We start from the raw sequence: 16,525 nt of genomic DNA on the forward strand, positions 1-16,525 counted from the left end.
CACGCTCAAACAAAATCCCTCAGACCGTGCGACTGCGGCGCGCCCGCACGGCCCGCAGCCCCGACCAGCCGAGCCCGGCGACCGCGACACCGGCCAGGAGCGCCTCGGGCAGCGTCCCCATCCGCGTGGCGGGCGTGAGCGAGGAGCGCAGCGGCACCTCCTCGACGAGCACGTCCGGGGTGAACATCCGCGACCGCGCCACGATCTCGCCGTCCGGCTCGATGATCGCGCTGACTCCGCTGGTGACGGGGACGACGACGGAACGGCTGTGTTCGACCGCCCGCACCCGCGACATGGCGAGCTGCTGGTAGGTCATCTCGCTGCGGCCGAAGGTGGCGTTGTTGCTCGGTACGGAGATCAGCTGGGCGCCGTGGGTGACGGTGTCCCGCACGGCCCAGTCGAACGCCGCTTCGTAGCAGGTCGCGAGGCCGACCTTGGTCCCGGCGAGGTCGAAGACACCGATCTTGTCGCCCGGGCCGAAGTCGCGACTGACGCGGTCCACGTTGCTGTTGAAGATCCGCACGAAGGAACGCATCGGGATGTACTCGCCGAAGGGCTGGACGTGCCGCTTGTCGTACGTCGCGACGGGGCCCTGCTTCGGGTCCCACTCGATCAGGGTGTTGCGCAGTTTGCCCGTCTCCGGGGCGACGACGGCGCCGATCACCGTCGGTACGCCGATCTTCCGCACCGCTCCGTCGATGGCGGCGGCCGCGTCGGGGTTGGCGTAGGGGTCGATGTCGGAGGAGTTCTCCGGCCACAGGACGAAGTCGGGCTGGGGCTTGCGCTTCTGCTCGACGTCCTCGGCCAGCTCCTTGGTGCGGGCGACATGGTTGTCGAGGACGGCCCTGCGCTGCGCGTTGAAGTCGAGGCCGAGGCGCGGCACGTTGCCCTGGACGGCGGCGACGGTCGCGGTGCCGTCCTCGGCGGAGTCGTCGACGAGCGGCAGCGCGGCGAGGGCTCCGGTGACCGGGACGAGAACGGTGAGCGCGGCCGCGGCGAGCGGGGCGCGCGGGACGACGCCGGTGGCGCGACGGACGCGGCGGGCGCGGACCTGGCGCACCACCTCGCACAGCCCGAAGCCGCAGAGTGCGACGGCGAAGCCGAGCACCGGGGTGCCGCCGACGGCCGCCAGGGGCAGGAAGACCCCGTCGGCCTGACCGAAGGCGATCTTGCCCCAGGGGAAGCCGCCGAAGGGGACACGCGCGCGTGCCGCCTCCGCGAGGATCCACACCGCGGCGGCGAACACCGGCCAGCCGGGGAGCCGCGAGACCGCGGCGATCCCGAGACCGGCGGCGGCGACGAACAGCGCCTCCACGGCGGAGAGCGCGATCCACGGGAAGCGGCCGACCTCGGAGCCGGTCCAGATCAGCAGGGGCAGCAGGAAGCCGAGGCCGGCGAGGTAGCCGAGACCGAAACCGGCACGCGGCCGGCGACCGCGCAGCGTCCAGCCGAGCAGGCCGAAAGCGGGCAGCGCGAGCCACCACAGTGGGCGAGGCGGGAAGCTCAGGAAGAGCAGCACCCCCGACATCACGGCCACCCCTGGCCGTACGAGGCGCCACAGGCCGGTCGGACCGGGCTCGGGGGCGGCGGCGGGGCCTGGGGCGTCGACGGGGGTGATCGTGGTGCTCACCTTGCGGAGTCTACGGCGCGTACCCGGGCCCGGAGGAGCCCGGTCCGCACGGCCCTCGGGCGAGCCGCGGCAGGCGCCGCGTCACGGGCTCCCTCACGCGCCCCTGCCCGCGCCCGCGCGTCGTGCCGCGACCCGCGCCGGGCGGGAGGGGCACGCTGTCCTCACCATTCCCTCACTTCTGCTGCAACGTTCCTGCGCTTTCGCTCCCCAAACGTCCGCCGCCCCGTTACGGTGTCGGCCAGACCGAGCGGGGGGACGACGGGGATGGCTGCACCTGCGGCTGAGCGGGCCGCCGTGCGTGAGCGTGGGCGGGGACCGGATGTCGCCGGGGTGCTGATCCTCGGTGCGTGCGTGCTGTGGGCGCTCGTCACGTCCACCGGACGGGACGCCCGCCCGGAGGGAGTCCTCCTCGCCGTCCTCGCGCTCGCCGCCGGCTATGCCTGCGGCCGGATCTCCGGCACGCTGCTCCCCGTCGCCGCGGCGGCGGCCGCCTCCCTCGCAGCGCTCGGACTCGCGCTGGCCTCCGGGCCGGGCATCCCGGGCGCCACCCCCGCCGGTTCCGTACCACCGGGTCATACGGGTGCGGCCGCGGCGCTGCTCGTGCTGGCCGCGGGGGCGGCCTGCTGCGCGGCCTCGGCCTCCGGTTCGCCGCGGGGCCGGCTCCTGCTGCGGGTCCTCGCCCTGGCGGTGGCGGGCGTGGCTCTGGTCCTGGGGTCCGTGGTGGGTTTCGTCGCGGCGCTCGGCGTCCTGCTCTGTTCCCTGGCGGCGGTACGGATGCGGCGCCGGCTCCTCGGGCTCGCGGGGCTCGCGCTGGCGACGGGGCTGGTCGTGGGCGCGTCCTGGGCCGTGGCGGAGGATCGGCTTCCCGAGGGGCTCACGACCTCCCTGGAGGGCCAGCTGACCCGGCACCGGGTGCTGCTCTGGCAGGACGCGATCTCCTTGACCAGGGAGAACCCACTGCTCGGGGTCGGCCCGGAGCGCTTCGGCGCGCTGAGCCCCACCGCCCGGGAGACGCTGTACGCCGACGGCAAGCCGCATTCGGCCCCGCTGCAGCAGGCGGCGGAGCAGGGGGTGCCGGGGGTCGTGCTGTTGGGCGCGGCCTACGGCTGGCTGCTGTGCGGACTGTGGGCCTCGCCCCGGCGGACCGCGGTGGTCCTGACGGCGGGGGCCACCCTGACGGCCCTGGCGGCGCTCGCGGCGGTCGGCAACGCGCTGAGCTTCACCCCGGTGACCGCGGGCGCGGGTCTGCTGGCGGGCCTGGCGACGGCCCGCGCCGCCCCGGCGGCGACCGACGACTGACGACTGAGGACTGATAACTGATGACTGACTGGCGACCGCCGACTCCCGAATCGTCGACGCGTCCGGCGCCGTGGAGCGGCAGTGTCGCCGTTCCGCCCGAAAGGCGCGGCTCCGGGACACGACCTAAACGCTCGTCGGACCCGTCGGTGTCGTGGGGCGCAGCCGGTCGCGGATGACGCGGACGCCGTACTCGGCGTCGTCGACCGTGACCGTGAACGTGCGCCCGTCGTCCAGTGTCAGGACCAGGGCCTCACCGCGGCGGACGATGACGCCCTTGCCCTTCTCGGGGCGCCAGCGGTAGCCCCAGCCGCCCCACTCGTGAGGGGTGACCTTGGGAACGTAGTCGGCGCCGACGATGTGGGCGAGCAGGATGCGCCGGCGCGGTACGCCGATGTGGCCGCAGCGCACCTCCATGGCCCGGTCGTCGACGCGGACCTCGACATGGACGAAGGCGAGCGTCCCGAACAGCACGAGCAGACCCGCCGCGACACAGCCGATCACCGCCATCAGCAGGGCCGCGATCCCGGAGGTCCACGGCGCCTCGACCGCGAGGGTGATGCCCAGCGCCATACAGGCGGCACCGGCGACCGCCGCCACCCACTGCATACGGTTCGTGGCGCGCCCGATCCAGACCTGGGGCAGGGGCGCGTCCGTGTCCAAGGGCCGGGGGTGTCGGGGATGGTCCCTCATGTCTGGCAGCCTACTCAGGTTCCGCTCATGCGGCGCCCTTCGGCGCCGGGCGGGGCCCGTCAGCGGGCCGGGGCCGCAGCCCCCAGCAAGCGGCCTTCCGCATAGCTCAGGGCGGCGGCCGGCAGGTCCGAGGTCCGGCCGCTCAGCAGCACGGTCAGGCTTCCGGACGGAGTCGCGGTGGGCGCGGGCTCGGCGCCGATCCGACGGAGCGCCTGTGCCGCGACTGCCCCCGCGGAGCCGTGCAAAACCACGGGCGGCAGGTCGGCCGACTGCACCGCCGAGCGGATCTGCTCGGCGACCAGTTCGTAGTGCGTGCAGCCGAGGACCAGAGCCCGTACATCGCGCGGGGTGAGGGCGGCGGCGGCCGCCACGGCCCGCTCGACGGCGTCCGCGTCCGCCTGCTCCACCGCGTCGGCGAGTCCGGGGCAGGGCACCTCGGTGACCTCGGCGCCGTCCGCGAAGTCGCGGATCAGGCCGCGCTGGTACGGGCTGCCGGTGGTGGCCGGGGTCGCCCAGATGGCGACCTTTCCGCCCTCCGAGGCGGCGGGCTTGATCGCGGGAACCGTGCCGATCACCGGGATACGGGGCTCCAGCGCCGCCCGCAGCGCGGGCAGGGCGTGCACGGTGGCGGTGTTGCAGCCGACGATCAGCGCGTCGGGCCCGAGCGCCGCGGCGGCCCGGGCGACCGTCAGGGCGCGGTCGGTGAGGTCCTCCGGTGTCCGCGGGCCCCAGGGCATCCCGTCGGGGTCGGAGGAGAGGACCAGATCCGCGTCGGGCCGCAGTCGGCGAACCGCGACCGCTGCCGGGAGCAGGCCGATTCCGGAGTCCATGAGCGCGATCTTCACCCGGTCACCCTAGCCGACCACCCTTGCGTCGCCGCCGATCTGGGGCAGACTGCGGCGAATGAGCGCCATTGCCTGGATCGCCATGGGTTCGCTGGCCGCCTGGGGGTGGCTGCTGCTGGGTCAGGGGTTCTTCTGGCGTACCGATCAACGCCTGCCGGCCTCGCACGCGCGCGTGGAGCCCGGCAGCTGGCCCAGGGTCGCGATCGTCGTGCCGGCACGGGACGAGGCGGAGGTGCTTCCGCTGAGCCTGCCGTCGCTGCTGTCGCAGGACTACCCGGGCGACGCGGAGGTCGTGCTCGTCGACGACGGCAGTACGGATGGGACCGGAAAGCTCGCCGGTGAGCTGGCCGCGCGGTACGGGGGGCTGCCGCTGACCGTCGCCTCGCCGGGCGAGCCCGAGCACGGCTGGACGGGGAAGCTGTGGGCGCTGCGCCACGGCATCGGCCTGGCACGCGCGCGTGACCCCGAGTTCCTGCTCCTGACGGACGCCGACATCGCCCATGAGCCGGACAGTCTGCGCCGTCTCGTGGCCGCGGCCGTCGGATCCGACCTGGATCTGGTGTCGCAGATGGCCCGGCTGCGGGTGGCGAGTCTCTGGGAGCGGCTGGTCGTGCCCGCGTTCGTGTACTTCTTCGCCCAGCTGTATCCGTTCCGCTGGATCAACCGTCGTCGCCGCCCTCTGGCGACGGCGGCGGCGGGGGGCTGTGTGCTGCTGCGGACGGAGACGGCCGAGCGGGCGCGGGTCCCCGAGTCGATCCGGCAGGCGGTGATCGACGACGTCTCGCTGGCCCGGGCGGTGCGGCGGGCCGGGGGGCGGATCTGGCTGGGTCTGGCCGAGCGGGTGGACAGTGTCCGTCCGTATCCGCGCCTCGCCGACCTGTGGCGCATGGTGTCGCGCAGCGCGTACGCCCAGCTCCGGCACAACCCGCTCGTGCTGGCGGGCACGGTCGCCGGACTCGCCGTCGTCTACCTCGCTCCCCCGGTGGCACTGCTGGTCGGGCTGGCCGACGGCGACGGAGTGGCCGCTTGGGCGGGCGGGCTCGCGTGGGCGGTGATGGCGGGCACGTACCTCCCGATGCTCCGCTACTACCGTCAGCCGCTCTGGCTCGCTCTCACGCTCCCCTTCACCGCGCTGCTCTATCTCCTGATGACGGTGGACTCGGCGGTGCAGCACTACCGCGGCAGGGGCGCCGCGTGGAAGGGGCGTACCTACAGCCGTCCGGAGGCGGCGCCCGACCGCTGAGCGACGGGTGCGAGCCGTCCCGTCGGGCGAAGGGCTGAAGGGCTGACGGGCTGACGGGCAGAGGGGCTGGGGGCGCTGAGGGGCTACTTGCGGCCGGGAGTCCAGTTCATGCCCCAGCCGTACGCCTGGTCGACGGTCCGCTGCGGGCTGACTCCGCCCTGCGGTACGAGATAGCGGGCCTCGCGCCGGACGACCAGGTCGCCGTTCTCCCGGGTGAGGAGGGCGAGGGCGCAGACGGTGGAGGGAACGGTGCAGTCGTCGAGGGAGAAGTCGACGGCGGCGCCGAACTGCGGCTGGAGGGTGACGGTGGCGTGCAGATCGGCGAAGCTGCGGGCGCCTTCGTAGATGGTGACGAACACGAGGACGCGACGGAGCTTGTCCTTGTGGTCCAGATTGATGGTCAGATTCTCGCCGGAGGCGAGGGCTCCGGTGCGGTCGTCACCGTCCAGGTGGATGTACGGGGCCTGGTGGAGCGAGCCGAAGGCGTTGCCGAGGGACTGGACCACGCCCTTGCTGCCGTCGGTCAGTTCGTACAGGGCGCACAGGTCGAGGTCGAGGTCGGCGTGCTGGGCGACGGCGCGGCCGAGCTTGGCGGCCCAGCCGGTGAACTGCTTGTGCATCTGCCAGTTGAGGTTCACCCGCATGGCTCCGGAGGTGCCGCCCTGCTTGGCGAGGGAGACCGTCGGGGAGTCCTTGGTGAGGGTGACTTTCGTGAGCCGCACCGGCTGCGGGGCGGGAGCCGTAGGGGGAGCGGGAGGGGCGGCGACCGGAGCGGGGGCCTCCGGGGCCGTCACGGGCGCCGCCGGTCCTTGCGGCGCGTCCACGGTGATGCCGAAGTCCGTGGCCAGACCCGCCAGGCCGGAGCGGTAACCCTGCCCCACCGCCCGGAACTTCCAGGCGCCCTGGCGCCGGTACAGCTCCCCGAGGACGAACGCCGTCTCGACGCTCGCGTCCGCGCTGTCGTAGCGCGCGAGCTCCGCCCCGCCGGCCGCGTCCGTCACGCGCACGTGGAGACCGGGCACCCGGCCGAAGTCCCCGCCGTCGGCCGAGGCTGCCAGGACGATCCGTTCGACGGCGGGTTCCACCCGCTCCAGGTCCACCACCAGGGTGTCCGTCACGGCGCCGTCGGGTCCGCCGGGACGGGTCTTGCCCTCGTGCCGTACCGCCCCCGAGGCGTGCGCCGGCTGGTTGAAGAAGACGAAGTCCGCGTCGGAGCGCACCTTCCCTGACACAAGGAGGAGCGCCGAGGCGTCCACATCCGGCACTCCCGCGCCTGAACGCCAGCCAAGTTCCACGCGCACACCGCGCGCCGGCACCGGAACGTTCGCTCCTTTAAGCATGGACATGCTCGCCCCCATCACGGCTACCGGCGCATCAGGACTCTTCACGTCAACCTAGTGCGGGACATGCGGACACGCCCGGGGCGACCCGTGGGTAACTCCTCATGGGCGGCAGCGTGCCTCGATCAGGAACCGCGTGGTGTGGGCGACGAACGGGCCCTCGCTCCGCAGCGACTCCGAGCGCAGGTCGACGATCTCCAGCCCCGCCGCCTCGGCCGCCCGGCGGGCTTCGTCGGGGTGGCGCTTGCGGCGCACCTCCTCCGGCTGCGGGCCGAGGAAGTACTCGACCAGTTCGAAGACGCTGGCCGGGCCGACCTGCTGCGAGAAGTACGTGCCGCCCGGGCGGAGCACCCGGGCGATGTCCTCCCACCACACGGTCACCGGGTGCCGGCTGACCACCAGGTCGAACGCCTCATCGGCGAAAGGGAGGGGCGGCTCGTCTTGGTCCGCGACGACCACCACTCCGCGCGGGTGCAGCAGCCGGGTGGCCTTGGCCACGTTCGGCGGCCAGGACTCCGTCGCCGCCACCAGTCGCGGCAGCTTCGGCACCCGGGCCAGGACCTCCCCGCCACCGGTCTGGATGTCCAACGCGGCCGAGGCCCGTGCCATCCGCTCACCCATCATGCGCTGGTAGCCCCAGGACGGGCGCTGCTCGGTGGCCCGTCCGTCCAGCCAGGAGAAGTCCCATCCCTCCACCGAGACCGACTCGGCCTCCGCCGCCAGTTCCTCAAACGTTCGCGCCATACCTCGATAGACCGGGGGCTCAGCGCAGCCGGCGCGCGCGCAGTACCAGGTCGTCGGTATGGTGCGCGCCGGCGCCGCCGTCGGGTGCCACGCGTGGACGCTGCTCATCCACCTCCACCACCCAGTCGTCGTCGAGGAGAGCCGCGACCATCGAGGGCCAGACGTAGTCAGCCGGGTCGAAGCCGCTGTCGTTCGCATGCTGGGTGTCCATCCCCGCATGGTGGACGAGCAGCAGCACACCGCCGACCGCGACGGCCGAGAGCAGCGCACGCTCGGCCTCGGCGTCGGGAGTGCGCAGCAGCGCCGGGTACTGCGCGGAGACCAGGTCGAAGGATGCCGGCGGGAGCGCCGCCTCCGTCAGCGTGGCATGGACCCAGCGAACGTCGACGTCGGCGTCCCGTGCGTGCCCGGCCGCCCGCTCCAGTGCCACGCCCGAGACTTCGAGCGCGGTCACGTCCCAACCGCCGCGCGCGAGCCAGACGGCGTCCGCGCCCTCGCCGCAGCCCACGTCGAGCACCCGCCCGGGGGTCAGCCCGGCGACCTCGGCCACGAGCGCACCGTTGGGCCGGCCGCTCCACAGCTGCTGCCGGTCGGCATAGCGACTGTCCCACTCCGCCCGTACGGCGGGATCTCCGACGTATCCGTCGGCGGACGAGGGGGTGTCGGACGCGGGCGATCCCGCTGCGATGTTGTCGGTCACGGACCCACCGTCGCCCACCGCGTCGCGGTCACGCCACTCCTGTTGCCGGTCCGGCAACAGGGTGGGCGACGCCGAGCGCGCGGCCCTCGCCCTCGCCCTCGCCGAGCAGCAGTGGGACTGACCCGACCCGGCTACGGAACGGCGGGGCCGCCCGGGCGCGCCATTCTCGACAGGGTCTCGGCCACGTCGGAGTGACCGTGCCGCCGCGCCCACCGTTCCCACTCGGCGAGGACACTCACGTAGTGCCGCCGCAGTTCGTCCAAGGGCACCGTGCAGCGGGCTTCGACGACGCCTTCCCCCGTTCCCGAGATCAAGCCCTCGCGTTCGCTGATCCCGATGACGTCGACATGGCCCTGGGTCCCGGCCGGGGCCGGAATCAACCGCACGTTGTAGGGCCCGTCGAAGAAGTATGCCTCTCCGGTCTCCCCCGCCGAGGAGCTCCGGATGGCCTCGCCCAGCGAACCGAGAACGGACAGAGGTGAGTCGGTCCAGTGAGCCACCGGGAAGTCCGTCTCCCCGAGGGTGAACCAGATCTCGCCCGAGACCTGCGGCGGTGTTCCCCGGCGCACTTCCAGGTCCGCCACGGAGATCCTCACCTGGCCGGGCTGTCCACCCACGTCACTCACCACACATTCATTCATTCACTCACTCACTTACTCACTCCAGACGCCGATCGGGTAGATCGACCTGATGGGGCCGCCGCCCCGGGGGAACTGGAACTGGACCAACTTGCCCTCCACCATGGCGACCGCCCGGCCCATCCCGGTTTCCGGGTCGAATCCGTTGACCTTCGGATTGTTCCTCAGCGCCTGCCGGGCGATGTCCTCGAGCCTTGCATCGGTCATCTTCGAGGGCCACAAGTCCTTGCCCGGCCTCACTCCCGACCCGCCGGCGAAGTGGTTCTGCCGCACATGCGCGATGTCCAGACCCTCGTACTGCCTGGGCGGTTTGACGCCCTTCAGGGTCTTGGCGTCCTTCTTCATCGCGCAGTTGTGCACCAGGACCGGAATGTCGGCCGCGAGCACGTAGTACGTGTGGATGCCGTCGACGCTGAGGTTGTAGGTGCGCGCGGTGGCACGGTACGGACGCACGGCCTCGACCGTCGCCACGCCCGCCCCCGTCGTCTGGACGCGATCGCCGGGACGGAGGCCGGCTGCCCGAGTCCAGGTGGCGGTCGTGACGTTGTAGAACAGGTGGTGCGCGGTCGGGTCGAGCGTTCCCCTGCTGCCGCGGGATCCGGAGATGGTCAGCTCGACGAAGTCGCGATCGGTGTCGGTGGCCACGACCCCGGTGACCGTGTGCTTCCGGAGGTCGCGACCGCCCGGCGCCGCGTTGCCGATCGCGTCCCCGACCCTGATGTCCTCGATCGGTACGGAGCCGGCGTCGGCCGTGAGGACCGGGGTCCCGGCGACGAAACTGTCCTGGGAGCAGTCCGGGTTCGGACCCGCGTTCTGCTTCGCGGTCTCGACCGCCCTGCCCCGGTCGGCCTGCTGAGCACCGACCTTCTGCTCGATCTCGGCCTGGGCGAACGCCATGGCCGTGATCTGGACCTGAGCCCGGAAGTTGAGCGTGTACGGGATGCGGACGGAGCGGCCCGTCGCCCGGGCCCGGGCCTGCGCCTCCTGCTGCTTCTGCGCCTTGATCCTTTGGACGACCGGCGCGGTTCCCGTGGCGACGCAACTCATCGTGCCGCTGCCGTTGATGGGGAGGGTCGCACTCCGCGTACAACCCCCGCCGGACTGTCCGTTGACGGTCACCTGCGCCGTCATGGAGGCATTGACGGTCCCGGAGAGCTTCGCGCCGGGAGCGGCCGTGGTGGAGGTGACGACCCGCTCGGTGACGGTGCAGGTCTGCGAGCAGCTCAGGTTTCCGCTCTGGTTGAAGTCGAAGCGGACTCCGAGGTCGACGGCGCCCCGGAGGCTCCTGGTCTGCGCGATGAGGTCGTCGTACGCCTTGCCGACGCCCTCAGGAGACATCGGCGTGACGCCGATGTTCCCGAGACCGGCCCGGACGGCCCGGTCGGCCTGTGCGATCTGTGCGGTCCACGTCGCCGGAGCGGCCCGGCCCGGCGTGTCCGCGGCCGCGAGGGCCAGGCTCGTGCGCGTCGCACCGCCGGCGGACGTCTGGCCTCCGGTGGGACCCTGGGAGTCCAGTTTCAGCACCCGGTACGGCGCGTCGGCCGAGACGTACAGCACCCCGTCCGGCGTCGCCACGGACAGCGCCTCGACCCCGCCGATCCGCACCTCGGCCGCGTCGGCCCGCGGGAAGTCCCTGGTCCGGTCAAGACCGGTCCACAGGGTCGACGCGAGGGCCGCGGGAGATCGCGGTACGTCCGAAAGCATGCGGCTCAGGAGCGGGTGACCGGTGATCCATTTGCCCTGGAGCGCCTATGCCGAGGGCCCGTTCGGCACGTTGGTCAGCATGTCCCGCGGAGGCTTCACATACGTCTTCCCGCCGACCATCAGGACGGGTATCCGGCTCCCGGAGGCGGTGATCCAGCCGTGCCCCTCGTCGGCGTCGGTGACCGTCAGGTCCCGTGCCGTGCCGTCAGGAGCGGAGCCGGTGTAGTGCGCCACGGGTTCGCGCGCCAGGTTGTACACCGCGAGGTAGAACGGGGCCCGGTTCGCGTCCAGGTCCTCCGACCCCTCGTCAGACCCCATGGACCGCCACAGCAGCGTGCCGGCGACGACCGCGAGAACCAGCCCGCCCACTCCTGTGGTCAGTAACCAGGTGCGCTTCCCCCGGGACCTGCGCGGCGGCGGGGGTCAACGCGACCCACGGCGAGGGGGCGCTGCCCGCGCCCGGACCGGGGGTTGGGACCCCGTCAGCTGCGCCGACAGACGGTGGTACGCGGCGGGGGCAGGGAGCCGTACGCTTCGCCACCTGACAGCCGGCGAGCGCAGAGCCTGTCGGGCGAGGTTTCCGCCTGGGGCTGCTGCCCGCTCACGCGATCGTCACCTGTTCGGGTCATCCCTCGCGGCGCATGAGGTCGAGCCGGCGAACCACGACGACCTCGGCTACGGCCTCCGGTCGGGACCGCGACCGGTGGTATCCGCCATGCCTGGGGCCCGGTACGGCCGGCACGGCGAGTCTCGCCCCGCCTACCGGCTTCGTACGGGGCTTCGTCCCTCCCCCGGCGCACGCCGGGACGCCCCGTTACAGGCCGCAGGGGCCGGGGTACCTCTGCGCGGACAAAAGTGGTGTCTCCGTAACGAGGAGAGGTACGACTCATGCAGATCGGATACAAGCTCGCCGCCGAGGCCTTCGGCCCGGCGGAACTGGTACGCCAAGCGGTCCTCGCGGAACAGGCGGGGTTCGACTTCGTCGAGATCAGCGACCATTACCATCCCTGGCTGGACAACCAGGGGCATTCGCCGTTCGCCTGGACGGTCCTGGGCGGCATCGCGGCCAAGACCTCACGGATCGGTCTGGCCACAGGCGTCACCTGCCCGACCGTGCGCTATCACCCCGCCATCATCGCGCAGGCCGCCGCCACCCTCGCCCTCCTGTCCGACGGGCGCTTCGTCCTGGGGGTCGGCTCCGGCGAGCGGCTCAACGAGCACGTCGTCGGCCGCGGCTTCCCTGACACGGTCCGCACCCGGCACGAGATGCTCAGGGAGGCCCTGGAGATCATTCGGTTGCTGTGGCGTGGCGGATACCAGTCGTACGAGGGCAGGCATCTGCGGTTGGAGGACGCCCGGGTCTTCGATCTTCCGGAGGAGCTTCCCCTGATCGCGGTGGCCGCGAGCGGCGAACCGTCAGCGCGGATCGCCGCCGAACTGGGCGACGGTCTGTTCGCCACCGAGGACAAGCCGGAGATCGTCCAGCACTACCGTCAGGCCGGCGGGAACGGGCCGGGCTACGTCGAGGTCCCCATGGCGTGGGCGCCCGACGAGCGGACTGCGGCGAAAGCCGTACGGGAGACGTCCCGCTGGGCGGTCACCGGGTGGAAGGTCATGAGCGAGCTGCCCAACCCGGTCAACTTCGAGGCGGCGACCACGACCGTGCGCGAGGAGGACATTCTCGAGAAGTTCGCCTGCGGCAACGACCCCGCGCGGTACACCGAGGTGGCGCAGAGTTTCGTCGACGCGGGCTTCGACCGGCTGGTCATGCAGAACGCCGGCCCTGACCCGGACGGCTTCATCGACTTCTTCCAGCGCGAGCTCAACGAGCCCATGAGACGACTGCGGCCGCAGGGCAAGGAGGGCTGAGCCCGCCTTGACGCCCTCGCGGCCGAGGCCGGTGACTCCGCCGGGCAGTGACGCCTCGGGCCCCGTCCTCCACGGGCGGGGCCCCGTCGGCCTGTCGGGCGGACCGTCAGTTGTCCGGGCTGTTCGGCCTCGTCGATGTTCTGGCGCAGAGGTACGGACGCGCGAGCAGCAGGCCGGTGCCGGTCGTCACGATGCCGAAGTAGACCGGCGCGAGGTGGATGAAGTCGGTGTAATGGATCGCTCCGTGCACCACGACGGCCGGCAGGAAGCCGGCGGCCGCCGCCGCGGCCAGGCTCCAGAACACCCAGGCTTCGCCCCGCCGCCAGCCCCACGCGCTGAGCAGCGTGATGGCCACCGCGGCGGCCATCAGGGCACCGCCGAACCCCGCGCGGTCGTGGGCGACGAACGGCACGAGCCGCGGATTCACGGCTTCCAGCGTCTGTGTGCTGGTGCCCAGGAAGACCAGGTCGGTCGGTACGAAGACACCGGTCAGACCGACCACCGAGATCACCGCTCCGCCGACGAAGAGCCCGGCTCCCGTGACGATCAGCAGCAGCTGGCCGACCAGCGCCCGTCGGCGCTCCGGCTCCGGCCCCTCGGGGGTCAGGCGCCACCGGGGTGCGTGCGGGGTCCGGCGGACCCCGGCCACGAACATCGGGAACAGCACGAGGGCGGTGGCCGTGTGCAGGGGCTCCACGAAGCCGGTGGCGAGGAAGTAGAACAGGGTGGGGAAGCCGATCGCCCCCGAGAGCAGGTACACCTCGCGGGCCCAGGGCCGGCCGCGTCTGATTCCGCCCACGGCGAGGCCGGTGTAGAGGGCGCCGATCGCCACCATGGTGCCGGCCATGGTGATCCGGTCGTGCTGGAGGAAGTGCACGAGGTGGTGGTTGGCGGCGTGCAGTTCGTGCAGCGTCATGCCGAGGTAGTCGCGGTCGTACCAGAGCAGCACCGGCCCGAGCGTGATCGCCGCGGCGCCGAGGCCGGCGCCCGTCATCCCGAGCCCGACGAGCAGCGCCCACCACCAGGCCGGCCAGCGGCGGGGATCGCGGCCGACGTCCCGTAGCGCCGGAGCGGGCGCGGTGGGCGTGGCCGCCTCGGTGACCCGTGCGAACCAGCCGGGGCCGGCGGCGACGAGGACCTCGGGCCGGGCGAGGACGACGGCGCCCGGCTCCTCCAGCCGGCCGGCCGCCGCGGTGACCGACGGGTCGGACACACGGATCAGGTTCGGGTCGTCGTCGCTCGTGAATCCGTCGACATGGGCCGCGAGAGCGGCCTCCGTCTCCGCGTCGCGGGCGCGGACGACCATCGGGATCGAGCGGCCGGCGGCAGCCTCGCGTACGGTCTCCACGTCGGCCGCCGAGACGGGCGCCACCTCGACGACGCCGGCTCCGAGCGGGGGCATGGCACGTACCGCTTCACGGGCGAGCGAGGGCGGGACGGATATGCCGAGGCGGACGGAGACGGGTGCGCCGGCGACCTCCCCGGCGAGCACCTTCGGCGGATGACGGTGGCCGAACCCCCGGGCGATCAGCCGCGCGCCGGCCGGCCGGGATCCGACCGAGGCCAGCAGCCGCAGCGCGGTGCGCTGCGAACGGCGCAGGCCGAGGACGGCGGCGGCCGCGCCGCGCAGAGGGTGGTACGTCCAGTCCGGCATCAGTGACTCTCGTTCTCCGTCGTTCCCGTCGTTCCCGTCGTTCCCGTCGTTCCCGTCGTGCCCGTCGTTCCCGTCGTGCCCATCCGCCGGTCGTCGGGCGCGGTCCACCCGAGCACCGGCGTCATGGAACGCAGCGTCACCCATGGCGGCGTCAGTCGGGCCGCCGTGTCGCGCAGCAGCACCGCCGGCGGCCACGACAGCTGGCCGACCGCGCCGAGGCGGGCGGAGCGGCGGGTGACGGCCTGGGTTCGCGGGCGGCGCAGCAGGTCGTACGAGCGGAGCGCGGCGGCCACGTCCGGGGTGCCGTCGAGGCAGTGGGCGAGCGTGACCGCGTCCTCCAGGGCCTGGCAGGCGCCCTGGCCGAGATTGGGGGTCATGGCGTGGGCCGCGTCGCCCAGCAGGGCGACCCGGCCGTGGACGAAGGAGGGCAGCGGCGGCAGGTCGTACAGGTCGTGCCGGAGCACCGCGTCCGGGGGGACGGCGGCCAGCAGTGCGGGGATGGGGTCCGGCCAGGACCCGAAGCGGCGCAGTAGTTCGGCGTACTCGGCGGGGCCGGAGGCCGCTCCCGATGCCGGCAGCGACGCGGTCGCGAAGCAGTACATCCGCCCGCCCGGCAGCGCCGTACAGCCGAACCTCTCCCCGCGGCCCCAGGTCGCCGCGCCCTCGGAGGGCGGCTCGGCGAGGGGCTCGGTGACCATGCGCCAGGCGGTGTAACCGGCGTAGCGGGGGCCGGCCGCGTCGGGCCACAGGGCGCGGCGGACCGCACTGCGCAGGCCGTCGGCGCCGACCACGAGGTCCGGCCGGGACTCGCCGCCGCGGTGCTCGACGACCAGGTGGTGCCCGTCGTCGCGGACCGCGGACACCTCGCTGCCCGGGCGCAGGCTGTCGGCGGGCAGCGCATCGGTGAGCGCCCGCAACAGGTCCGCGCGGTGCAGAACCACCAGGGGATGGCCGAAGCGGCGCGTCAGCTCCGCGTTGTCCACGCGGGAGAGCCAACGGCCCCGCCGGTCGCGTACGCCGCCCCCCGTCTCGACGGCGCCACGTGCGCGAACGGTGTCGGCGAGGCCGAGCGCTTCGAGCGCGTGCAGCGCGTTCGGCCACAGGGAGATGCCGGCGCCGACCTCGGTGAACTCCGGGGCTCTTTCCAGCACCTCGACGCGCCAGCCGCGGCGGTGCAGGGCGATGGCCGTCGTGAGTCCGCCGATCCCGCCGCCGACGATGGTCGCGGCGCGCTGCGGCATGGGTCCTCGCTCTGGTCTCGGGGGGGCCGCCCCGGTCGATCGGCAGCCGATCCGGTGCCCGAGCGGCAGGCGATACGGCGCAGGTCAGGCTGAGCGGCGCCTTATAGCAACATGTCGACAGACGCCTGTCAACGTACTGGGGCAGCGGACCGCCCGGTCCCGGCAGGGCCTGCTCGGCAGGGCTCGGGTCGGCAAGGCCCGGGTCGGCAAGGTGGGGGCAGGCGCGCCCTATGCGGGCCCTCCGGGAACCGGGGCCGGTGCGGCCTCCCAGGGGGCGGGGCCGGTGCCCTCCGTCCAGGCGACGAGGGCTTCATGGTCGAAGCACTGGATGCCGCACTGTTCCGCGTACTCCGTCGCCGGCTGGGTGAACTCGCCCGTGGTGACGACGGCGGCGACGGACGCGTCGTGCACGGCGAAGCAGGTGCCGCCGAATCTCTGGACGTCCTGGGAACCGACCTTGTTGACCGGCCCGTAGCGCTTGCACTGGATGACCAGGTGCCGCCCGTCGGGCGTCGTGGCTGTCACGTCGGCTCCGAGATCACCTGCGCCACCGACGACTTCGACGTCCAGACAACCGTCGCGTGCGCACAGTGCGGCGACGGCCTGCTCAAAAGCGTCGGCGTCCATGGCCATGTAGTCGTCCGCCTCGAAACAGGGCAGCTCGGTTTCGACCTCTGCCTCCGCCGTCAACTCGCTTTCGTGTACGCCCTCCTGGGCTGTCATCCCCTCGCCCTGCCGGAGGGAGCCTGCCCGTGTCCCACGCCTGCGGCTCGCTGTTCGGCGGCCGCGGACACTTCTCAGCATCACCCCCACCAGGACAACCGCCACCACCGCGATCACGATCTGATCCGGGTGCCGATCGGCCGTCCTGACCATCACCTTCACGAGAAGCCCTGCGGCACACAGGGTTATGGCTATCAGGCCGAAG

15 protein-coding genes are annotated in these 16,525 nt (G+C 72.8%); 3 read left to right on the plus strand and 12 right to left on the minus strand.

The genetic code is table 11. From position 1 onward, the window contains the following. Positions 1–19: 19 nt before the first annotated feature. A complete protein-coding gene (gene lnt, locus ACFYV5_RS11250; RefSeq protein WP_389167098.1) occupies positions 20–1,630 on the minus strand; it encodes an apolipoprotein N-acyltransferase in 1,611 nt (536 codons plus the stop codon). A 264-nt stretch (positions 1,631–1,894) separates the two neighbouring features. On the opposite strand from lnt, the gene ACFYV5_RS11255 reads away from it, so the two are divergent. Then, complete coding sequence (locus ACFYV5_RS11255; RefSeq protein WP_355110491.1) at positions 1,895–2,929, plus strand: O-antigen ligase family protein; 1,035 nt, start codon at positions 1,895–1,897, stop codon at positions 2,927–2,929. A 123-nt stretch (positions 2,930–3,052) separates the two neighbouring features. Here ACFYV5_RS11255 and ACFYV5_RS11260 read toward each other — a convergent pair whose 3' ends face one another. Next, a complete protein-coding gene (locus ACFYV5_RS11260; protein WP_355110492.1) occupies positions 3,053–3,619 on the minus strand; it encodes a hypothetical protein in 567 nt (188 codons plus the stop codon). A 59-nt stretch (positions 3,620–3,678) separates the two neighbouring features. Beyond that, a complete protein-coding gene (locus ACFYV5_RS11265; protein WP_355110493.1) occupies positions 3,679–4,464 on the minus strand; it encodes an aspartate/glutamate racemase family protein in 786 nt (261 codons plus the stop codon). 58 nt (positions 4,465–4,522) lie between these two features. Here ACFYV5_RS11265 and ACFYV5_RS11270 point away from each other — a divergent pair, with 58 nt between their 5' ends. Further along, positions 4,523–5,707 (plus strand): glycosyltransferase, encoded by a 1,185-nt coding sequence (locus tag ACFYV5_RS11270; RefSeq protein WP_389167103.1) that lies wholly within the window; start codon positions 4,523–4,525, stop codon positions 5,705–5,707. 83 nt (positions 5,708–5,790) lie between these two features. Here ACFYV5_RS11270 and ACFYV5_RS11275 read toward each other — a convergent pair whose 3' ends face one another. The 6 genes from ACFYV5_RS11275 to ACFYV5_RS11300 form a co-directional block, all read right to left on the minus strand. Continuing rightward, on the minus strand, positions 5,791–7,065 hold the full coding sequence (locus ACFYV5_RS11275) for a TerD family protein (RefSeq protein WP_389167835.1): 1,275 nt from the start codon (positions 7,063–7,065) through the stop codon (positions 5,791–5,793). A gap of 84 nt (positions 7,066–7,149) precedes the next feature. Further along, positions 7,150–7,791 (minus strand): class I SAM-dependent methyltransferase, encoded by a 642-nt coding sequence (locus ACFYV5_RS11280; RefSeq protein ID WP_389167105.1) that lies wholly within the window; start codon positions 7,789–7,791, stop codon positions 7,150–7,152. Between the two features lie 19 nt (positions 7,792–7,810). Continuing rightward, positions 7,811–8,491 carry a class I SAM-dependent methyltransferase gene (locus ACFYV5_RS11285; RefSeq protein WP_389167108.1) on the minus strand — a complete coding sequence of 227 codons (681 nt, stop codon included), beginning with the start codon at positions 8,489–8,491 and terminating at the stop codon, positions 7,811–7,813. A gap of 131 nt (positions 8,492–8,622) precedes the next feature. Beyond that, positions 8,623–9,108 carry a hypothetical protein gene (locus ACFYV5_RS11290; protein WP_389167110.1) on the minus strand — a complete coding sequence of 162 codons (486 nt, stop codon included), beginning with the start codon at positions 9,106–9,108 and terminating at the stop codon, positions 8,623–8,625. Positions 9,109–9,144: 36 nt separating this feature from the next. Beyond that, a complete protein-coding gene (locus tag ACFYV5_RS11295) occupies positions 9,145–10,833 on the minus strand; it encodes a Hint domain-containing protein (RefSeq protein WP_389167113.1) in 1,689 nt (562 codons plus the stop codon). 45 nt (positions 10,834–10,878) lie between these two features. Beyond that, on the minus strand, positions 10,879–11,202 hold the full coding sequence (locus tag ACFYV5_RS11300) for a hypothetical protein (protein ID WP_389167116.1): 324 nt from the start codon (positions 11,200–11,202) through the stop codon (positions 10,879–10,881). A gap of 519 nt (positions 11,203–11,721) precedes the next feature. Between ACFYV5_RS11300 and ACFYV5_RS11305 the strand changes: the two genes are divergently transcribed. Next, a complete protein-coding gene (locus ACFYV5_RS11305; protein ID WP_389167118.1) occupies positions 11,722–12,702 on the plus strand; it encodes a TIGR03557 family F420-dependent LLM class oxidoreductase in 981 nt (326 codons plus the stop codon). Positions 12,703–12,808: 106 nt separating this feature from the next. Here ACFYV5_RS11305 and ACFYV5_RS11310 read toward each other — a convergent pair whose 3' ends face one another. The 3 genes from ACFYV5_RS11310 to ACFYV5_RS11320 form a co-directional block, all read right to left on the minus strand. Next, entirely contained in the window at positions 12,809–14,356 is a 1,548-nt protein-coding gene (locus ACFYV5_RS11310; RefSeq protein ID WP_389167121.1) for a hypothetical protein, read from the minus strand. Beyond that, complete coding sequence (locus tag ACFYV5_RS11315) at positions 14,356–15,597, minus strand: FAD-dependent monooxygenase (RefSeq protein WP_389167124.1); 1,242 nt, start codon at positions 15,595–15,597, stop codon at positions 14,356–14,358. Before ACFYV5_RS11315 ends, ACFYV5_RS11310 begins: the two co-directional genes overlap by 1 nt. Positions 15,598–15,825: 228 nt before the next feature. Further along, a complete protein-coding gene (locus tag ACFYV5_RS11320; protein WP_389167127.1) occupies positions 15,826–16,320 on the minus strand; it encodes a restriction endonuclease in 495 nt (164 codons plus the stop codon). Between the last annotated feature and the right edge of the window lie 205 nt (positions 16,321–16,525).

This window comes from Streptomyces sp. NPDC003035, assembly GCF_042888285.1.
Classification (GTDB): Bacteria; Actinomycetota; Actinomycetes; order Streptomycetales; family Streptomycetaceae; genus Streptomyces.